This window comes from Pigmentiphaga sp. GD03639, from assembly GCF_029845405.1.
GTDB lineage: Bacteria > Pseudomonadota > Gammaproteobacteria > Burkholderiales > Burkholderiaceae_B > Pigmentiphaga > Pigmentiphaga daeguensis.
On sequence record NZ_JAOCLR010000010.1, the window covers coordinates 137258 to 155549 of the forward strand.

The window sequence follows — 18292 nt, forward strand, 5'->3', positions numbered from 1 at the left end:
ACGTGAAGCCTTTCATCCGATATCTCGCGGGCCTGCTGGCCTGCGCCGCCACCATGGCCGCCAGCGCGCAGGCCTATCCCCAGCGGCCCGTCCGCGTCATCGTGCCCTACCCGCCGGGCGGCACGGTGGACGCGGTGGCGCGCGTGTTCGCCGACAGCCTGGGCCAGCAGCTGGGCCAGACCTTCGTCGTCGAGAACCGCGCCGGCGCCAGCGGATCCATAGGCAGCGAAGCCGTGGCGCGCGCCCCGGCCGACGGCTATACCCTGCTGGTCAACGCCTCCACCTTCGCGGCGGGCCCGTGGCTGCTCAAGTCGCTGCCCTACGACATCCACAAGGACTTCACGCCCATCACCAACCTGGGCGAGGTGCCGCTGCTGGTTACCGCCAACCCCGGCGTGCCAGCCAAAGACCTCAAGTCGTTCATCGCGCTGGCCCACCAGGCGCCCGGCAAATACTTCTTCGGCGCCTCCGCCGCCGGTTCGGCCAGCCACCTGGCCGAAGCCGCCATTAGCTACGAGGCCAAGGCCGACATCCCCGTCGTGCTGTACAAGGGCACCGGCCCGGCGCTGACTGATCTCATGGGCGGGCACATCAGCGCCGTCATCGACGCCGTGCCCTCGTCGCTGCCGCCGGTCAAGGCCGGCCGCACCAAGGCGCTGGCCGTCACCAGCGCCCAGCGCCTGCCTTCGCTGCCCGACGTGCCCACGGTGGCCGAATCGGGATTGCAGGGATTCGAGATGGTGTCCTGGTACGGCCTGTGGGGTCCGGCGGGGCTGCCCGCCGACGTCGTGGCCAAGCTGCACGAGGCCGTGCGCAAGGCCATCGACTCGCCGCGGGTCAAGCAGACCTTGAGCGAACAGGCATTCGTCGGCAAGGGGTCGTCGCCCCAGGCGTTCGCGGACTATGTCCGAGCCGAGAGCGCCAAGTACGGGAAGCTGGTCAAGGCGGCGAACATCACGGTCGAGTGAGAGAGGTAGGCGGTGCCTTGGGTCGGTGGCGAACCGACTCGGATGTTGGCCAGTTTCGAATCAGCGCATTTTCAACTACAGACGCGTGAAGTTCTGAGGGCTCACTAACGTGAGCTCTTACTTAGGGCTTTTCCGGTTTCGTGATTTAAAAACATCGCTTATTTTCTTTATTCACTAATCAGAGAATATTGCGGGAGGGAAACATGAAACGCGTGCTCACAGCTGCAGCATTCGCCTGCGCTGCTACCCTCGTTCACGCCGCGGACCCCTGGCAGAACGCAGACATGGTCGGCCGTGACCTAAACGTGCCTTTGCTTGGTTCGATCGGTCACGTCGGTCTTTGGAGTGGCGCAGTTGGATATGTGATCGAGATGTTGGATGAAGCGACTCCGCTTCAACAGAATACGCTCGCAAACTTCAAGTCGAGGACGTCCTATTGGGGGGCGAGTTATTACTCCTCGCTAATGAGCCGACCGAATGTCCAGGTGTGCAACAACATTGCCTATTGCGACAACCTTATTTCTTATGCGCCGGACTATGCGCTCCAGTGGCAGGCAAGCCTCTGGTGGGCCGCTGGAGCTACATACACGACAACTGTGTTTTATACCCATCCACAACCTGGAGGCTGGTACACCCCAGAATCGCCTCCTTGGGGACCTCCGGCCCAGCCGATCTACAAGGGGCCGACGATGGGTCAGTTCCGATGCGATACCTTCGTACGAGAGGTGTGGAGAACCGGCAATACGGTTCCCGTTGCTTCTTTTCCCGGCACGCAATTGCCCAACACGATGTTTTACGCGTTTAGCATTCGGTAAGGGAGGCCGAGATGACATTCAACATGCGCAATATTGCACTTGCGATCGTCCTTTCTGGCTTGTCCCAGACTCTTGCCGCACAAGACATTTCGGCTAGTCCGGCTGAGACCTATTTGGGCTCTGTAAACGAAGCGGCAAAGAGTCAGAACATCGGCGGTCTGGATGTCGCGACGCGTGCTTTGATCGAGAACCAACGCGTGAGTGCCCAGGCCAAGTTCGACACACTCTGGAAGGCCTACCAGATGTATCGTACCGAGCCGACCCTCGCGGCTTATACCGTAAGTGCTATCGGGTTTCTCAAGCCAGTTGACCGGCTGCAGGCGCTGAAGGACGAGTTTGCACGGAAGGACACACCAAGCAAGAACCGCGTACAGCTGGTCCAGGCCATTGCCGGCCTCTATCGTGCGCCCTCGGCCGGTCCCGCTCTTACCGACGCTGATCAGACCCGGAATGGCGATGTCCTGCTTTTTCTTCAACATGCAGCGGCTGACCAGGATAGCGACGTTGTCCGTGCAGCGGTGCTGGCTTATTCGCGCGCAGTTCCTGGGCCGCGCGCGGCGGCTTTGATCCAGCAGGCGAACCAGCGGGGCGCCCTGGGGGCGGAGCATTTCATGCGGGAATCCATCATCCAGATTCCCGCTTTGCCCGCTGCCGACCAGGACGCGACCATAGATTCCATTCTCGTGCTCGGCGGGCTTCGCGCAAATGGACCGGAAGCCGTCACGCTGACGCGTCTTCTTGGCGCCTACCTGAAGTCCGAAAAGTTCACTGAGTCCATCGGCGCAGGCAGCCGGCAGAAGCTCGATGCGTTCCTCTTGACGCAGGAGCCCGGCCGCACGCCAGGATGGGCCTCCGGAGGATTCCCCTACGTGGACTACAACAATTGGCTGGAGGCCCGGGGGCGCTTGGCCGGCGTATCGGATAGCGCCATGCCGGATTTCATGCTCGGCCAGTTGCTTGGATCGTCTTCCGGTGGAGAGCAGGTCGCTGCGGTCATGGCGGCGCAGTTCGGTCCTACGATTGCTTCGAAGGCCACGGAGCCCCAGCGCAAGCAACTGTTGCGACGATTGTCCAACACCGGGCAGGTCTCGCTTCTGCCCGGGGTGGGGCAACATGACTTGCATGCGCGAGCGGTTCAGATGCTGGCGCGATAGCAAGGCATGAGGGAGGAAATGGCAGCGTTGCTGCCATACCCATCAAGGCGCAGCCGCCAGGATTAGGAAGGTACCGCCGGCGCCACGCCCGCCATGGTCGGCATGGCGGCGCGCATCATGTCGATGAACGCGCGCAATTTGGCCGGATAGTAGCGGGCGTACGGATAGATCAGGTAGACCGGCAGCGAGGCGGCGCGCCACTGGGGCGCGACGTGGCGCAGCCGGCCCTGGCGCAGGTCGTCGGCCACCACCCAGGCCGACGTGATGCCGGCGCCCACGCCGTCCAGCATGGCGGCGCGCAGCGCGTACAGGCTGTCGGTGCTCATGCGCGGGCGGATGGGGAAGCGGTGGCTGAGGCCGTCCGCGCCGCGCGTCAGCACCACCTCGTTGCGGTAGTACATGTTCAACGCGACCCAGGGCAGTCTTTCCAGGGTCGTGATCTCGTCCGGCGGCGCGTCGTCCGGCAGCAGGGACGGCGCGGCCACGACGATGCGGGGTACCTCGGCCAGCAGGATGGCGACGACGTCCGGGTCGTTCACCGCGCCTACCTGGATCGCGCAGTCCAGCCCTTCGGCGATGAAATCGGCGTGGCGGTCCTGCAGCAGCCATTCGACCGAGGCCTCGGGATAGCGCCGCAGGTAGTCGGTCAGCGGCGCCATCATCTGGTCCTGGCCGAAGGCGTGCGGCACCAGCACGCGCAGCGTGCCGCGCGGTTCGTCGTGGGCGCTGCGCAGGTCGGCTTCCATGGCGTCCCAGGTTTCGCCCAGTTCCTTCGCATGGGCGTAGCACCGCTCGCCGTCGCTGGTCAGCATCATGCCGTGGGTGGAGCGCTGCAGCAGGCGCAGTCCCAGCAGGCGTTCCAGCGTCTGCAGCCTGCGGCTGACCGTGGGCTGGGTGGTGCCCAGTTGCACGGCGGCGGCGGACAGGCTCCCGGCTTCGACGATGCGAACGAAGGTCTGCATCAGTTCGATGCGATCGATGGACGGGGAGGCGCCGGTTTTCATGCGTCAAGCGTATAACGAATCTGCGCCTACAGGGGCTACACGACGTAACTACCGCCATGCACAATCCCGTCCACACTTCTGTTTACGGGTTTACGAGCATGTCATCCATACAAATCGCGCATGGTGCGTCCCTATCTGCCGCACCCGCCACGCGGTTGACCACCTCGCTGGTCGGCCTGCTGGCCGCCGGGGCGGGGCTGAGCGTCGCTTCCATCTACTACAGCCAGCCCATGCTGGGGTTGCTGGGCCAGGACCTGGGGGCCGGTGAAGGCACGGTGGGCCTGGTGCCCACCCTGACCCAGCTGGGCTACGCGGCCGGCATCCTGCTGCTGGCGCCGCTGGGCGACCGCTACGACCGCCGCCGCATCATCGTCGGCAAGTCGGCCGTGCTGGCGCTGGCCCTGTTGCTGAGCGGCCTGGCGCCGGGCGTAGGCTGGCTGCTGGCCGCCAGCCTGGCGGTGGGACTGGCGGCCACGCTGGCCCAGGACATCGTGCCGGCGGCCGCGACGCTGGCGCCGGATGCGCAGCGCGGGAAGGCCGTCGGCACCGTCATGACCGGCCTGCTGCTGGGCATCCTGTTGTCGCGCGTGATCAGCGGCTTCGTGGCCGAATACTGGAACTGGCGCGCCATGTTCGTGGTGGCCGCGGTGTCCATCGCCGGCGTGGGCGTGGTGGCGGCGCGCGGCCTGCCGCGCTTCGCGCCCACCGCGCAGCTGGGATACGGCGCGCTGCTGGCTTCCATGGCGCAGTTGTGGCGCCGCCATGGCGCGCTGCGCCGCGCGGTCTACGCGCAGGGCCTGCTGGCGGTGGGCTTCAGCGCCTTCTGGTGCACGCTGGCCGTGATGCTGCATGACCGCTTCCACCTGGGCAGCACGGCCGCCGGCGCCTTCGGCCTGGCCGGCGCGGCGGGCGCCCTGGCCGCGCCCTTCGCGGGCCGGCTGGCCGATCGCCGCGGCTCCGACGGCGTGGCCCGCATCGCCACCATCATCGCGGCCGTCTCGTTCGCCAGCCTGGCGCTGACCGAGGTGCTGCCGGCACAGGCGCAGCTCGCCTTGCTGGTGGCCAGCGCCATCGGCTTCGACTTCGGCGTGCAGGCCTCGCTGGTTGCCAGCCAGACCCAGGTCTACGGCCTGGAGCCCGCGGCGCGCAGCCGCCTGAACGCCCTGCTGGTGGCCGGGATGTTCATCGGCATGGCCGCCGGCGCGGGGCTGGGCAGCCTGGTGTGGGCGCATGCGGGCTGGCTGGGCGTGGTGGGGCTGGCCACCGCGACGGCGCTGGGGGCGTTGGGGGTGAGGATGGCGCGCGTGGGGGGCTAGCAGGAGCGGGAGGCTGTGGGCCTCCCGTTTTTCATGCGATATCAAATGAAAATATTCTTGTAAAAGAACTTGCATATGCAAGTTTATTTGTGAGTAAATAGGCCATCGCAACCATCACGGTTCCTGCGCCATGGCCTCCAGCTCGACGCGTTCCTCCCGCCGCAAGCCGGTCGATCCGGTCGATGACGAGCCGGATGCCTTCTCGGACCAGCGCAGCGAAAAGAAGACGGCCTACCTGCTGCGGCAGGTGTCCGAACGGCTGGCCATCAGCCTGACCGAGGCGTTGCGCCCCTTCAACCAGACCACCAGCGTCTACCGGGTGTTGATCGCGCTTACCCGCCGCGACCATGCCCGCATGCGCGACCTGATCGAGCTGACGCTGATCGAGTCCTCCACGCTCAGCCGCACCATCGGCCGGATGGAGGCGCAGGAGCTGGTCACCGTCGAGCAGGACGATGACGACGGCCGCGCGGTCATCGTTTCGATCACCCAGGCCGGGCGCGACCTGCTCGACGCGATGCTGCCCGCGGTGTCGGCGCAGTACGAGTGGTCGGTGCACGACGTGCCGCCGGCGGACCTGGAGATCCTGCGCACCACGCTGCAGCGCATGCTGCGCAACCTGAAGATTTCTCCCATCAAGTAAGCGGCAATCCCTTCAAGCAGTTCTTGCAGTCGGCCTTTCCTGGAAGGAGGCGGTCATGGAAGAGCAGGGTTCACCCATCTGGATCGATGGCAAGCTGGTGGATTGGGCGGATGCGTCCGTCCATTTCGTCAGCAACAGTTTCCAGTATGGGTTCGGGGTCTTCGAAGGCATACGCGCCTATGACGGCGAGCAGGGCACGTCCATATTCCGGCTCGACGCCCACATCGACCGATTGTTCAAGTCGGCCAAGATCATCGGGCTGGACATTCCCTACACCCGGGAAACCATCGTCGAGGCCTGCCGCGAAACCGTCGCGGCCAGCGGCCACTCGCAGTGCTATCTGCGGCCGGTGGCCTACATCGGCTACGGCGGCATGGGGCTGAACTACACGGGGTGCAAGGTCAGCGTGGGCATCGCGGTCTGGTTCTGGGGCGAATACCTGGGCCAGGGCAAGCTGGAGCAGGGCACACGGATCAAGACTTCGTCCTATACGCGGCATCACATCAATTCGAACATGCCCAAGGCCAAGGCCTGCGGCAACTACATGCTGTTCCAGATGGCACGCACCGATGCGCTGCGCGGCGGCTACGACGAGGCGCTGCTGCTGGACGCCGAGGGGCACGTGGCCGAGGGCTCGGTCGAGAACGTCTTCATCGTGCGCGACGGGCAACTGATCACGCCGCCGCTGACCTATATCCTGGACGGCATCACCCGCGACTCCATCATCCAGCTCGCGCGTGGCGCGGGCCTGGTGGTGCGCGAGGAGTTCTTCACCCGCGACGCCATGTACATCGCCGACGAGGCTTTCTTCGTGGGCACCGGGGCCGAGGTCACGCCGGTGGTGGCGCTGGACGACCGGCCCATCGGCCAGGGCGTGCCCGGGCCGGTGACGCGGCGGCTGCAGTCGCTGTATTTCGATGCCGTGCGCGGACGCGACGAACGCTACGCGCATTGGGTGACCCCGGTGTCCCGCGTTCCCGCCTGAGCGCCATGGATCTCGACTACGCATTGCCGTATCCGTCGCAGCGTTCGCCGGTGCTGGCGCGCAACGTGGTGTGCGCCTCGCAGCCGCTGGCGGCGCAGGCCGGGCTGCGCATGCTGCTGCAAGGCGGCAACGCCGTCGATGCGGCGGTCGCGGCCGCCATCGCGTCCACGGTGGTCGAGCCCACCGCCAACGGCGTGGGCAGCGATGCCTTCGCGATTGTCTGGGACGGCGCGAGCCTGCACGGCCTGAACGCCAGCGGGCGCGCGCCGGCCGCCTGGGATGCGGCGCGTTTCGCCGGGCGCGAGACCATGCCGCGCCGTGGCTGGGACAGCGTCACGGTGCCGGGCGCGGTGTCATCGTGGGTAGCGCTGAGCCGGCGCTTCGGCACGCTGCCTTTCGAGCGCTTGTTCGAACCGGCCGTGGACTACGCCCGGCGGGGGTTCGCGGTCAGTCCGCTGATCGCCGCGCTGTGGCATCGCATCGCGCCCAACTATGCCGACCAGCCGGGCTTTGCCGAAGCCTTCCTGCCCGGGGGGCGTGCGCCGGCCGCCGGCGAGATCTTCCGCAACGCGCCGCTGGCCGGCACGCTGGAGGCCATCGCCGCCACCGGCGGCGAGGCCTTCTACCGGGGCGCGCTGGCCGAGGCCCTGGTCGCGCATGCCGCGCGCCATGGCGGCGCAATGACGCGGGACGACCTGGCGGCGCACGAGGCGCACTGGTGCGGCACGCTGTCGCAGCGCATCGGCGACGTCGACGTGCACGAGATTCCGCCCAATACGCAGGGCATCGCCACGCTGATCGCGCTGGGCATCCTGGCGCGCCACGACCTGCGGCGCCACGCGGTCGACAGCGTCGAGGCCATGCACCTGCAGATCGAGGCGATGAAGCTGGCGTTCGCCGACGTCGAGGCCTTCGTCGGCGATCCGGCCGGTATGCAGGTCGACCCGAAGTCCCTGCTGGCGGATGACTATCTGGATGCGCGCGCGGCGCTGATCGATCCGGCGCGCGCCGGCGATTTCGGCGCGGGCGCGCCGCGCCAGGGCGGCACGGTTTATCTGGCCGCCGCCGACGCGGCGGGCATGATGGTCTCGTTCATCCAGTCCAACTACGAGGGCTTCGGTTCGGGCGTGGTCGTGCCCGGCACCGGCATCAGCCTGCAGAACCGCGGCATGGGCTTCTCGCTGCGGCCCGGGCATCCCAACTTGGTGGGGTCGCGGCGGCTGCCGCTGCACACCATCATCCCCGGCTTCGCGATGCGCGCGGGCCAGCCCGCGATGAGCTTCGGCGTGATGGGGGGGCCGATGCAGGCGCAAGGGCATCTGCAACTGGCCGTGCGTACGCAGCTGTACGGCCAGAATCCGCAGGCCGCGTCCGACGCGCCGCGCTGGCAGGTGGTGTCGGGACGCAAGGTGCTGGTCGAGGCCGGCATGCCGGAATCCAGCGTGGCGGGCCTGCTGGCGCTTGGCCACGAAGTGCGGCAGGAATCGCCGCAGGCGGCCTTCGCGTTCGGCGGCGCGCAATTGATCCTGCGCGGCAGCGACGGCTACGTGGCGGGATCGGACCATCGCAAGGACGGCGCGGCCGTCGGCTTTTGACTACCGCGTCGCACGCTTCCAAGGGACGCGGCGCGGCGACAGGAGGAGCGAACAGTGAGCGTGCCACGGCAGGAGTTCGAAGCGAGGATGGCCCGCGCGCGGGCGGAAATGGCGCGCGCCGGCATGGACGGGCTGGTGGTTACCGACCCCGTGGGTTTCTATTACTTCACCGGCGAGAAGGCCAGCCCCGGCCGCCCGGCGGCCTTCGTGCTGCCGGCCGAGGGCGAACCGGCCCTGGTGAACTGGAGCGGTCCGGACATGTTCGCGCGCCTGTATCGCCGGCCGGGCAATCCTTGCGTGGCCGACCGGCGCATCTACCCCGAGGTGCCGTTCGACCGCGAGCCGGCCACCGACTGGGGACTGCGCGACATCCTGGCCGAACGCGGGCTGCACGCCGCGCGGCTGGGCATCGAGCTGGGCAACGAACCCCGGCTGGGCCTGGGGCTGGCGGACCTCGACCGCCTGCGCGGCGAATTGCCCGGCATACGCTGGGTCGATTCCTCGCCGGTGATCTGGGCCTGCCGCATGATCAAGTCCGAATGGGAGATCGAGCAGCTGCGACAGGCATGCGCGATCGGATCGCGGGCCTGGGCGCAATGCCTGGGATCCTTGAACGAGGGCGTGACGCAGCGCGCGGTCCAGCAGCGCATCATGGCCCTGTACGCCGAACTGGGCGCGGACCTGGATTCCGGGCCGCCGGTGGCGCTGGGCGCCACGGGACCCGGCGGCGCCTTCCGGCGCGGGGACATTCTTTACCTGGACGGCGGCTGCAGCGTGAACGGCTACAAGATGGACATCACGCGGCGCGCGGTGTTCGGCGCGCCCAGCGCGCGCCAGCAGGGCGAGCATGACGGCATGTGGGAAATCCTTTTCCAGGTGATGGAGAAGATCCGGCCCGGCGTCACGACCGCGTCGGTGTTCGAGTACTCGCAGTCGCTGCTGGCCCGGACCGGCTGGACCAACTATTCGGACCACCCCGCCAAGCGCATCGGCCACGGCATCGGGCTGGTCAACGAGCCGCCCTACATCAACGCGTTCGATGCGCACGTGTTCCAGGAAGGCATGAGCATCACGCCGGAACCCAAGATCGAGACGCAGGAAGGGCTGCTGAACGCCGAAGAGCACGTGATCGTGCGCGCGCGGGGGTGCGAGATCATCTCGGGCTCCCTGGACTGGCGGCTGCACGTCATTTCCTAGCGAACCCACAGGCTTCGATGGAGACCGACATGCCCGCCGCCATACGACCGCTCCTGCTGTCCGCCGCCGACGTCGCGCGCTGTGCGCCGCCGCTGGCCGATGTCATCCGTGTCGTCGAGGACACCTACCGCCGCGACGCGGCAGGCGAGGTCGAGGTGCCGGCCAAGGTCGCGCTGCATCCGCACGGGCCGTCCAGCTTCCTGCACGCCATGCCCGCCTGGGTGGCGGGGCAGCAGGCGCTGGGCATGAAGTGGGTGTCATTCTTTCCGGGCAATGCCCGGCATGGCGCGCCGGACTCCAGCGCGCTGATCGTGCTGAACGATCCGGTCACCGGCGTGCCGGTGGCCATCATGGAAGGGATGTGGATCACCTATGCCCGCACGGGGGCGTGCGCCGCACTGGCGGCCAGGTACTGCGCCAACCCCATGCCGCGCCGCGTCGGCCTGGTGGGCTGCGGCGGACTGGGCGAATGGTCCCTGCGCTGCCTGGCGGCGCTGTTCCCGTCGATCTCGGACGTGTTCGTGGCCTCGCAGCGCCCCGCTTCGCGGGCTGGCTTCTGCGCGCGCATGGCGGACCAGGGGGCGTGGACCATGACGCCGGTGGACGAGGTCCGGCAGGCCGTGCAGGACATGGACATCGTGGTGTCTTCCGTGCCCAAGCTCCAGACCCACCCCATCGCGGCCGAATGGTGGTCGCCGGGCACGGTGCTGATCCCGCTCGACATCACGGGCTCGTGGGACGACGCCACGTATGGACGGGCCGACCGCGTGGTGTGCGACCACCGGGACAACCTGGCGCGCGCCTTCGAGCGCTACCGGCCGGGGCTGGCCATCGACGATGCCCGCGGCATCGGCATGCAGGACATCGTGAGCGGCCGCGCCCCGGGACGGGCCGCCGCGACGGATCGGGTCATGGCTTTCATGACCGGCATAGGCAGCATAGACGTGGCGCTGGCGTGGGACATCTACCGGCGCGCCGACAAGCAGAACCGGGGACAGCGCTTCGACCTGGCCTAGGTTCCGGCCGGCCAGGGTTTCCTTACGTTCATGGGAGTTCTTATGAGCAAGCCATGCAGTGGATGCCGTGTGGTCCTGGCCATCGCCAGCCTGTCGTTCGCCGCCGCCGCCTTCTCCGCCTATCCCGAGCGGCCGGTCAAGATCGTCCTGCCCTATCCGCCCGGCGGCGGCGGAGACCTGGTGCTGCGCAACCTGCAGCAGGCCCTGGAGAAGCAGCTCGGGCAGCCCGTCATCATCGACTACAAGGCCGGCGCGGCGGGCAACATCGGCACGCTGGACGTGGTCAACGCCGCGCCCGATGGCTATACGCTGCTGATGGGGCCGACGAACAACTTCGTCATCAACCAGTTCCTGTTCCCCAAGATGGGCTTCGATCCGCTGGCGGCGCTGACGCCGGTCAGCCTGCTGGTCGAGCAGCCCTATCTGGTCACGATCACGGGCGCATTGCCGGCCCGCGACTACGCCGGTTTCGCCGACTATGCCAAGGCCCACCCGGGCAAGCTGAACTACGGATCGCCAGGCGCGGGTACCGTGCCGCACGTGTCCGCGCTGATGCTGTCCGATCAGTTGGGCGCGCGCATGGTCCACGTACCCTACAAGGGTTCGCAGCCCGGGGTGCAGGCGCTGGTCGCCAATGACGTGCAATTGCTGATCGCCAGCTACGGCATCGTCGCCGGGCAGATCGCGGCGGGGCGCATCCGCGCCGTGGCGGTGGCCGCCGACCAGCGGCTGCCGGCCCTGCCGCAGGTGCCGACCACGGCCGAGGTCGGCCTGCCGCCGGGCGTCATCCTGGCCAACTGGTGGGGCATCGCGGCGCCGCGCGGCACCGATCCGGCCATCGTCGAGCGGCTGGCCGGCGCCTTTCGCGCGGCGGTGGGGGATCCGGACGTGCAGCGCAAGTTCGTTGAGCAGGGCACGCTGCCGGTGGCGAATTCGCCTGCGCAGTTCGCCGACCGCATGCGGAACGAGGCCAGGGCCTGGAAGGACATCATCGCCCGGACGGGCGTGACGATAGAGTGACCGCCATGCGATGACCCGTGGCGGGGCCATCGCGGCGCGTCAGCCGGCCGGGTCCGGATCGCGCGGCGCGCGCCGCGGCGGGATCGAAGCGAGGCCACCGCCGGCGGCTGACCGGGCACCCTCGCCTTTTCTTGACACGGTTTCTTGCTTTGCCGCACTATGGTCGATAAGCGGTCATAAGTAACCGCCAAGCGGATAAACAGGAGACCATCGATGAAACGCTTCATTCGTGGGGCCTGGGCACTTGCCCTGGCCCTGCTGCTGCCTGCCGCGCCCCAGCCGGCCGCGGCCGCGCAGCAGGACTACCCCAGCCGGCCGATACGCATGCTGGTCGGCTTCGGCCCGGGCGGCCCCACCGACCTGACCTTCCGCAAGCTGGCCGAACTGGCCTCGCGCCACCTGGGCCAGCCCATCATCGTCGAGAACAAGCCGGGGGTCGGCGCCACGCTGGCCGCTTCGACCATGGCCAGGCAGGACAAGCCCGACGGCTATACCATCGCCTCGGCCACGGCCGGCATGTTTCGTGTCCCGTACATGCAAAAGGTGGACTGGGACCCGATCCGCGATTTCACCTGGATCGCCGGGTTGGGCGGCTATACCTTCGTGCTGGCGGTGAAGGCGGATTCCCCGTACCGGACGGCGGCCGACCTGGTGCGGTACGCCAAGGCCAATCCGGGCAAGGTGTCGGTGGCGACCGCCGGCGCGGGCACCAGCATGCATCTGCTGACCGAGGCCTTCGCCGCCGCTGCCGGCGTCGAGCTGACCCACGTCGGCTACAAGAGCAGCAGCGAAGCCGCCGTCAGCCTGCTGGGCGGCCAGACGGTGGCGGCGGTGGACGCGGTGGGCAGCCTGCTGCCGCACGTGCAGTCGGGCGCGCTGCGGCTGCTGATGTCGTTCGACGCGGAGCCGACGCCGCTGCTGTCGGACCTGCCTACCGCCCGCAGCCTGGGCTACGACATCGCCAATTCCGCACCCTATGGATTGATCGGGCCCAAGGGCATGCCGCCGGACGTGGTGCAGAAACTGGCGGCCGCCTTCAAGGCGGCGGTGGACGACCCGGAGTACGCCAAGCTGCTGGAGAAGCTCGGGCAGACCTACTGGTTCAGTCCGCCCGCCGACTATGGCAAGTTCGCCGCCAGCTACTACGTCTCGGAACGCAAGCTGGTCGAGCATGCCAAGCTGATGCGCCAGCCCTGACCGCGCCAGGGAGGAATGGCACCATGAAGATCGTGATCGCGGGCGCGGGCATAGGCGGGTTGACCGCCGCGCTCAGCCTGCATGCCGCGGGCATCTCCGACGTGACGGTGCTGGAGGCCGCCCGGCGGATCCAGCAATTGGGCGTGGGCATCAACCTGCCGCCGCACGCCGTGCGCGAGCTGGACGAGCTGGGACTGGGCGAGCGGCTGGCGTCCTTCGGCATCCCCACGTCCGAGCTGGCCTACATGGACAGCGGCGGCCGGCTGATCAACGCCGAGGCGCGGGGCCTCGCGGCCGGCTACCGGTGGCCGCAGTATTCGGTGCACCGGGGCAAGCTCCAGGAGCTGCTGCTGGCCGCGGTGATCGAGCGCCTGGGCCCGGAGGCGGTCATGGCCGGGCAGCGCGTGCAGGACGTGGCCCAGGAGGCCGGAGGCGTGCGGGTGACGGCGTCGCCTGCCGCCGGCGGCACGGCTGTCTTCGAGGCCGACGTGCTGGTGGGCGCCGACGGCATACGCTCGGCCGTGCGCGTCGCGCTGCATGGGCACGGATCGCCGCTGGCCACCAACGGCTGGACCATGTTTCGCGGCGCGGCGCCGGGGCCGGCCTTCCGCGGTGGACGCTCGATGGTGATCGTGGGCGACGAGCATCTGCGCTGCGTGGTCTATCCCATCGGCCCGGGCGTGCTGAACTGGCTGATCGTGCGGCCCACCGAGCCGGGCGCCGCGGGCGAACTCGGCAACTGGAACCGCCCCATCGCTCCCGAGGCGGTGGCCGCCCACGTCGCCCACTGGGACTTCGACTGGCTGGACATCCCGGCGCTGGTGCGCCGGACGGACGCGGCCTACGAGTATCCGATGGCGGACATCGATCCCTTGCCGCGCTGGACGGCCGGGCGGGCCACGTTGCTGGGCGACGCGGCCCATGCCATGTATCCCTTCGGTTCCAACGGCGCATCGCAGGCCATCATCGACGCGCGGGTCCTGGCCTACCACCTGGCCATGCAGCCCGGTCCGGACGCCGCGCTGTCGGCCTACGAGCAGGCGCGCCGCGAGGCCGTGGCCGCTGTGCAGCGGGCCAACCGCAGCATGGCGGGCGATGTGATGAAGCGGGTCAGCACCCTGGCGCGCGCCAGCGACCATGCCTCGGCGGCGGCCGAACTGGAGCGGGTGGAGCAGTCGTACCGCCAACTGGCGGGTTTCGACGTCGCGACGCTGAACGAACGGCCGTCGTGGAGCGTGGCGCGGACCTGAGCCCGCGTCGCTCTACATCGTGGCCGCCCGGATCTGCGAGGCGGCCTGCCGCAACTCGGCCAGGTACAGCTTCAGGGCTTCTTCCTGCGTGACCTGCCCGGTCGGCAGGCTGACGTTGATCGCGGCGATGGTGTTGCCGTCCTGGTCGCGCACCGGCACGGCCAGGCCGCAGATGGCCTCGTCCAGTTCCCCGTCTATCCAGACGTAGCCCTGCTTGCGCGCCGCCAGGATGCGCTCGCGCAGCGTGTCGGGATCGACCACGGTGGCGCCGGTCAGCCGCTTGAACGTGGCGGTTCGCAGATACTGTTCCAGCGCGTCGTCTGGAAGGCCGGCCAGCAGGATGCGCCCCATCGACACCGCGTGCGCGGGCAGGCGGCTGCCCAGCGACGGGCTCATGGTCAGGATGCGCTTGGAGTGCTGGCGCTGGATGTAGACGATGTGTTCGCCATCGAGCACCGACAGCGCGCACGATTGCTTGATGCGCCCGCACAGTTCTTCCAGGCTGAGCTGGGCCTGGCGCCAGTAGGGCAGGCTGTTCAGGTAGGACAGGCCCAGGCGCAGCACGCGCGGCGTCAACCAGTAGCGCTTGCCGTCGGTCTGCACGAAGCCGAGCTCGATCAGGGTCAGCAGGAAACGCCGCACCGCGGTGCGCGGCAGGTCCACTTCTTCGGCGATTTCCGCCAGGTTTTTCCGATGCGCGCCGTGGCCCATGGCCTCGATCACGGCCAGGCCGCGGGCGAAGGTGCGGACGAACGATTCGCTTTCTGGGGTCGCCATGGGTCCTCCACGGCCTTGACAGCGCAGGCCGGAATCCAAATAATGGTCATAGAGCGGATACTTATATCCGCTAAGCGGTCATTCTAGCAGATCCAGGCCGCAGGTCAACACCTCTCAATGGACTTCCATGGCAACCGAGACAAGCTTCGAGACCGATTTCTGGAAAGACGAGCAATTGCGCAAGACCTGGGACGACATCGTCCCCGGCGAACCGCGCAAGACCCTGCCCTACACGCTGACGCTGGAAGCGATCCAGAAATACTGCCGCGTGGTCGGCGACATGCACCCGCTCTACTTCGACGAGGAGTATGCGCGCAACAGCCCCTACAAGGGCCTGATCGCCCCCCCGGCCATCCACATTCTGCTGATGTTCGCGTGCACGCCCACCGACGACTGGATGCGCAGCCCCGGCACCGTCAACGCCGGCCAGTCGTGGAGCTACAACCAGCCGGCGCGGCCCGGCGACGTCATCCGGCTCGAGGCGCGCGCGCTGGACAAGTTCATCCGGAAGAACCGCCTGTTCGTCGTGCACGACAACGTGTTCTTCAACCAGCGCGACGAAGTCATCTGTTCCGGCCGCGGCTGGACCATCCGCCCCTTCTGAAGGTCAATCATGAGCAACGCATTCGACACCCTGAAGCCCGGCCTGACCATCGAGGGCACGCCTTTCTCCCCTACCCGCGAAACCATCCGCGATTTCTGCGAGGCCTCGCTGGACTACAACCCGCTGCACTGGGACGACGAATACATGAAGGGTGATTTCGGCCGCACCAACTTCGGCGGAATCATCATGCACGGCATGAACAACTTCGGCGTCATCACGAAGATGCTGACCGACTGGCTCTATCCGCTGGGCGGCATGCAGCGCCGGCTCGAGACGCGCTGGAAGATTCCCGTCAAGCCGGGCGACACCATCACGCCCACCGCCAAGGTGTCGGCCGTGCAGGCCACGAAGAAGAGCCGCTGGGCCACGCTGGAGGTGCAGGTGGCGAACCAGCGCGGCGAGATCGTCGCCGCGGGCGAGGCCATGGTCGAGTTCCCGCACGAACTGGGCGCGGCCTGAGCGCTTCCGAACGATAGAAGAAAGGAGACGACATGACGATGCGCATCCAGCGTGCCCTTGCCGTGCTGGCCAGCGCGGCGGGCATGGCACTGCCCGCCCTGGCCCACGCCCAGAACTTTCCCACCCAGCCGGTCAGGGTCGTCGTGCCGTTTCCCCCGGGCGGCACCACCGACATCCTGGCCCGCCAATTGGCGGCCGAGCTGCAGAAGAACTGGGGCCAGCCGGTCGTGGTGGAGAACCGCGCGGGCGCCAGCGGCACCATCTTCTCGGAGCAACTGGCGGGCATGCAGCCCGACGGCTACACGCTGATGCTGACGGCCACGCACCACGTCATCAATCCCGGCCTGTACAAGAACCTGCGCTACAACACGCGCACGGACTTCACGCCCATCGCACAGGTCGCGGCCGTGCCCAACGTGCTGGTGGTGAACCACGCCTTCCCGGTGCGCACGGTGCAGGAGCTGATCGCCTACGCCAGGCAGCATCCCGGCAAGGTGGACTTCGGTTCGGCCGGCACCGGCGGCGCCAATCACCTGTCGGGCGAGCTGTTCAAGTCCATGACCGGCATCCAGATGACGCACATCCCCTACAAGGGCGCGGCGCCGGCGCTGAACGACCTCTTGGGCGGACAGATCCCCGTGATGTTCGACTCGGTGCCGGGCGTGATCCAGCACATCAAGTCCGGCCGCCTGCGGGCCCTGGGCGTGACCTCGCTCAAGCGTTCGCCGGCGCTGCCGGACGTCCCCACCATCGACGAGGCGGGCGTGAAGGGTTTCGAGGCCACCGCCTGGTTCGGCCTGTACGGTCCCGGCCGCATGTCGCCCGAGCTGGCGAACCGGCTGTCGGCCGACGTGCGCAAGGCCTTGTCCAGCGCCGCGGTGCGCAAGGAGTTCGCGGCGCAGGGCGCCGAGCCGGGCACCATGACGCAGCCCGAGTTCGCCGCGTTCGTCGACGCCGAGCTCAGCAAATGGTCCAAGGTCATCGCCGACGCCAACATCAAGATCGACTGATTCCGACATGTCTTCCGAAACCACATGGGCCGCCATGGGCGGCCAGACCGGCGCGCTGTCGCACATTCGCGTCCTGGACCTGTCGCGCATCCTGGCCGGACCCTGGTGCACGCAGAACCTGGCCGACATGGGCGCCGAAGTCATCAAGGTGGAACGCCCCGGCACCGGCGACGACACCCGCGCCTGGGGGCCGCCGTGGGTGCGCGACGCCCAGGGCGCGGACACCACCGACTCCACCTACTACGCCGCCGCCAACCGCGGCAAGAAATCCATCACCGTGGACATCGCGCGGCCCGAGGGGCAGGCGCTGGTGCGGCGGCTGGCGGAGCGGTCCGACGTGGTGGTCGAGAACTACAAGATCGGCGACCTGAAACGCTACGGGCTGGACTACGACAGCCTGTCGCGCATCAACCCGCGCCTGGTCTATTGCTCCATCACGGGCTACGGGCAGGACGGCCCCAGCGCCCACAAGCCGGGCTACGATTTCGTGTTCCAGGCGCAGGGCGGCCTGATGAGCATTACCGGCGAGAACGACCAGCTGCCGGGCGGCGGGCCGCAGAAGGTCGGCGTCGCGATCGCCGACGTGATGACCGGCATGTACGCCACCATCGCCATCCTGTCCGCCCTGCAGCATCGCACCGTATCGGACCGCGGCCAGTACATCGACATGGCGCTGCTGGACTGCATCGTGGCCCTGGGAGGCAACCAGGTCACGGGCTACTTCGCCAACGGCAAGGTCCCGCACCGTTACGGCAACGCCCACGCCAGCCTCGTGCCCTACCAGGTGTTCGCGGTGGCCGACGGCGAGATCGTGGTCGCGGTGGGCAACGACAAGCAGTGGCAGCAATACTGCGCCGCCATCGAACGCCCGGACCTGGCCGGCAACGAACGCTGGAAGAAGGTGACCGGCCGCATCGTCGGCCGGCAGGAGCTGGTGCCCGAGCTGGCCCGCACCATGCTGGCCCGGCCGCGCGACGAATGGATCGCGCGGCTGGAGGCCCACGGCGTGCCCTGCGGCCCGATCAACGACTACGCCCAGGTGTTCGAGGACGCCCAGGTGCGGCATCGCGGGCTGCGCGTGGACATGCCCAAGGCCGACGGCGGCATCGTGTCGACCATCGCCAGCCCGCTGCGGCTGCGCGGCACCCCGCCGGCCTACGACCGACCGCCGCCCGTGCTGGGCGACTCCACCGACGCCGTGCTGCGGGAGCTTCTGGGCTGCAGCGAAAAAGACATCGCCGCCTACCGCCGCGATGGCATCGTGTGATGCCCGCGCCCCGAC

18 protein-coding genes are annotated in these 18292 nt (G+C 68.1%); 16 read left to right on the forward strand and 2 right to left on the reverse strand.

Features of this window, described 5'->3' with window-relative positions; all coding sequences use genetic code 11:
- Positions 1–2: 2 nt before the first annotated feature.
- From N5K27_RS13420 to N5K27_RS13430, 3 genes are all read left to right on the forward strand, one after another.
- A complete protein-coding gene (locus N5K27_RS13420) occupies positions 3–968 on the forward strand; it encodes a tripartite tricarboxylate transporter substrate binding protein (RefSeq protein ID WP_279817036.1) in 966 nt (321 codons plus the stop codon).
- A gap of 203 nt (positions 969–1171) precedes the next feature.
- The gene (locus N5K27_RS13425; RefSeq protein WP_279817039.1) at positions 1172–1783 is read left to right on the forward strand and encodes a hypothetical protein; all 612 of its coding nucleotides are present in this window, start codon (positions 1172–1174) and stop codon (positions 1781–1783) included.
- 11 nt (positions 1784–1794) lie between these two features.
- Complete coding sequence (locus N5K27_RS13430; RefSeq protein WP_279817041.1) at positions 1795–2937, forward strand: hypothetical protein; 1143 nt, start codon at positions 1795–1797, stop codon at positions 2935–2937.
- A 62-nt stretch (positions 2938–2999) separates the two neighbouring features.
- On the opposite strand, the gene N5K27_RS13435 is transcribed toward N5K27_RS13430, so the two are convergent.
- Positions 3000–3941, reverse strand: coding sequence for a LysR substrate-binding domain-containing protein (locus N5K27_RS13435; RefSeq protein ID WP_279817044.1), 942 nt, complete (start codon positions 3939–3941; stop codon positions 3000–3002).
- Positions 3942–4039: 98 nt separating this feature from the next.
- Between N5K27_RS13435 and N5K27_RS13440 the strand changes: the two genes are divergently transcribed.
- From N5K27_RS13440 to N5K27_RS13480, 9 genes are all read left to right on the forward strand, one after another.
- Positions 4040–5257, forward strand: a complete 1218-nt coding sequence (locus N5K27_RS13440; RefSeq protein ID WP_279817047.1) for an MFS transporter — start codon at positions 4040–4042, stop codon at positions 5255–5257.
- A gap of 130 nt (positions 5258–5387) precedes the next feature.
- Positions 5388–5900 (forward strand): MarR family transcriptional regulator, encoded by a 513-nt coding sequence (locus tag N5K27_RS13445; RefSeq protein WP_279817049.1) that lies wholly within the window; start codon positions 5388–5390, stop codon positions 5898–5900.
- 55 nt (positions 5901–5955) lie between these two features.
- The gene (locus N5K27_RS13450) at positions 5956–6885 is read left to right on the forward strand and encodes a branched-chain amino acid transaminase (protein ID WP_279817050.1); all 930 of its coding nucleotides are present in this window, start codon (positions 5956–5958) and stop codon (positions 6883–6885) included.
- A 5-nt stretch (positions 6886–6890) separates the two neighbouring features.
- Positions 6891–8480 carry a gamma-glutamyltransferase family protein gene (locus N5K27_RS13455; protein WP_279817053.1) on the forward strand — a complete coding sequence of 530 codons (1590 nt, stop codon included), beginning with the start codon at positions 6891–6893 and terminating at the stop codon, positions 8478–8480.
- A gap of 54 nt (positions 8481–8534) precedes the next feature.
- A complete protein-coding gene (locus N5K27_RS13460) occupies positions 8535–9677 on the forward strand; it encodes a Xaa-Pro peptidase family protein (RefSeq protein WP_279817056.1) in 1143 nt (380 codons plus the stop codon).
- Positions 9678–9706: 29 nt separating this feature from the next.
- Positions 9707–10693, forward strand: a complete 987-nt coding sequence (locus N5K27_RS13465) for a hypothetical protein (protein ID WP_279817059.1) — start codon at positions 9707–9709, stop codon at positions 10691–10693.
- A 42-nt stretch (positions 10694–10735) separates the two neighbouring features.
- Complete coding sequence (locus N5K27_RS13470) at positions 10736–11713, forward strand: tripartite tricarboxylate transporter substrate binding protein (protein WP_132980187.1); 978 nt, start codon at positions 10736–10738, stop codon at positions 11711–11713.
- Positions 11714–11926: 213 nt separating this feature from the next.
- The gene (locus tag N5K27_RS13475) at positions 11927–12910 is read left to right on the forward strand and encodes a tripartite tricarboxylate transporter substrate binding protein (protein WP_132980188.1); all 984 of its coding nucleotides are present in this window, start codon (positions 11927–11929) and stop codon (positions 12908–12910) included.
- A 23-nt stretch (positions 12911–12933) separates the two neighbouring features.
- Positions 12934–14160: an FAD-dependent monooxygenase gene (locus tag N5K27_RS13480; RefSeq protein ID WP_279817064.1), complete on the forward strand. Its 1227-nt coding sequence runs from the start codon at positions 12934–12936 to the stop codon at positions 14158–14160.
- A 12-nt stretch (positions 14161–14172) separates the two neighbouring features.
- On the opposite strand, the gene N5K27_RS13485 is transcribed toward N5K27_RS13480, so the two are convergent.
- The gene (locus tag N5K27_RS13485; RefSeq protein ID WP_087839070.1) at positions 14173–14937 is read right to left on the reverse strand and encodes an IclR family transcriptional regulator C-terminal domain-containing protein; all 765 of its coding nucleotides are present in this window, start codon (positions 14935–14937) and stop codon (positions 14173–14175) included.
- A 127-nt stretch (positions 14938–15064) separates the two neighbouring features.
- Here N5K27_RS13485 and N5K27_RS13490 point away from each other — a divergent pair, with 127 nt between their 5' ends.
- The 4 genes from N5K27_RS13490 to N5K27_RS13505 are packed head-to-tail and all read left to right on the forward strand — an operon-like array spanning position 15065 to position 18277.
- A complete protein-coding gene (locus tag N5K27_RS13490; protein WP_087839069.1) occupies positions 15065–15541 on the forward strand; it encodes a MaoC family dehydratase in 477 nt (158 codons plus the stop codon).
- A 9-nt stretch (positions 15542–15550) separates the two neighbouring features.
- Positions 15551–16000: a MaoC family dehydratase gene (locus tag N5K27_RS13495; protein WP_087839068.1), complete on the forward strand. Its 450-nt coding sequence runs from the start codon at positions 15551–15553 to the stop codon at positions 15998–16000.
- 32 nt (positions 16001–16032) lie between these two features.
- A complete protein-coding gene (locus N5K27_RS13500; protein ID WP_207958673.1) occupies positions 16033–17010 on the forward strand; it encodes a tripartite tricarboxylate transporter substrate binding protein in 978 nt (325 codons plus the stop codon).
- 7 nt (positions 17011–17017) lie between these two features.
- Positions 17018–18277: a CaiB/BaiF CoA-transferase family protein gene (locus tag N5K27_RS13505; protein ID WP_279817072.1), complete on the forward strand. Its 1260-nt coding sequence runs from the start codon at positions 17018–17020 to the stop codon at positions 18275–18277.
- The last annotated feature ends 15 nt before the right edge of the window (positions 18278–18292 follow it).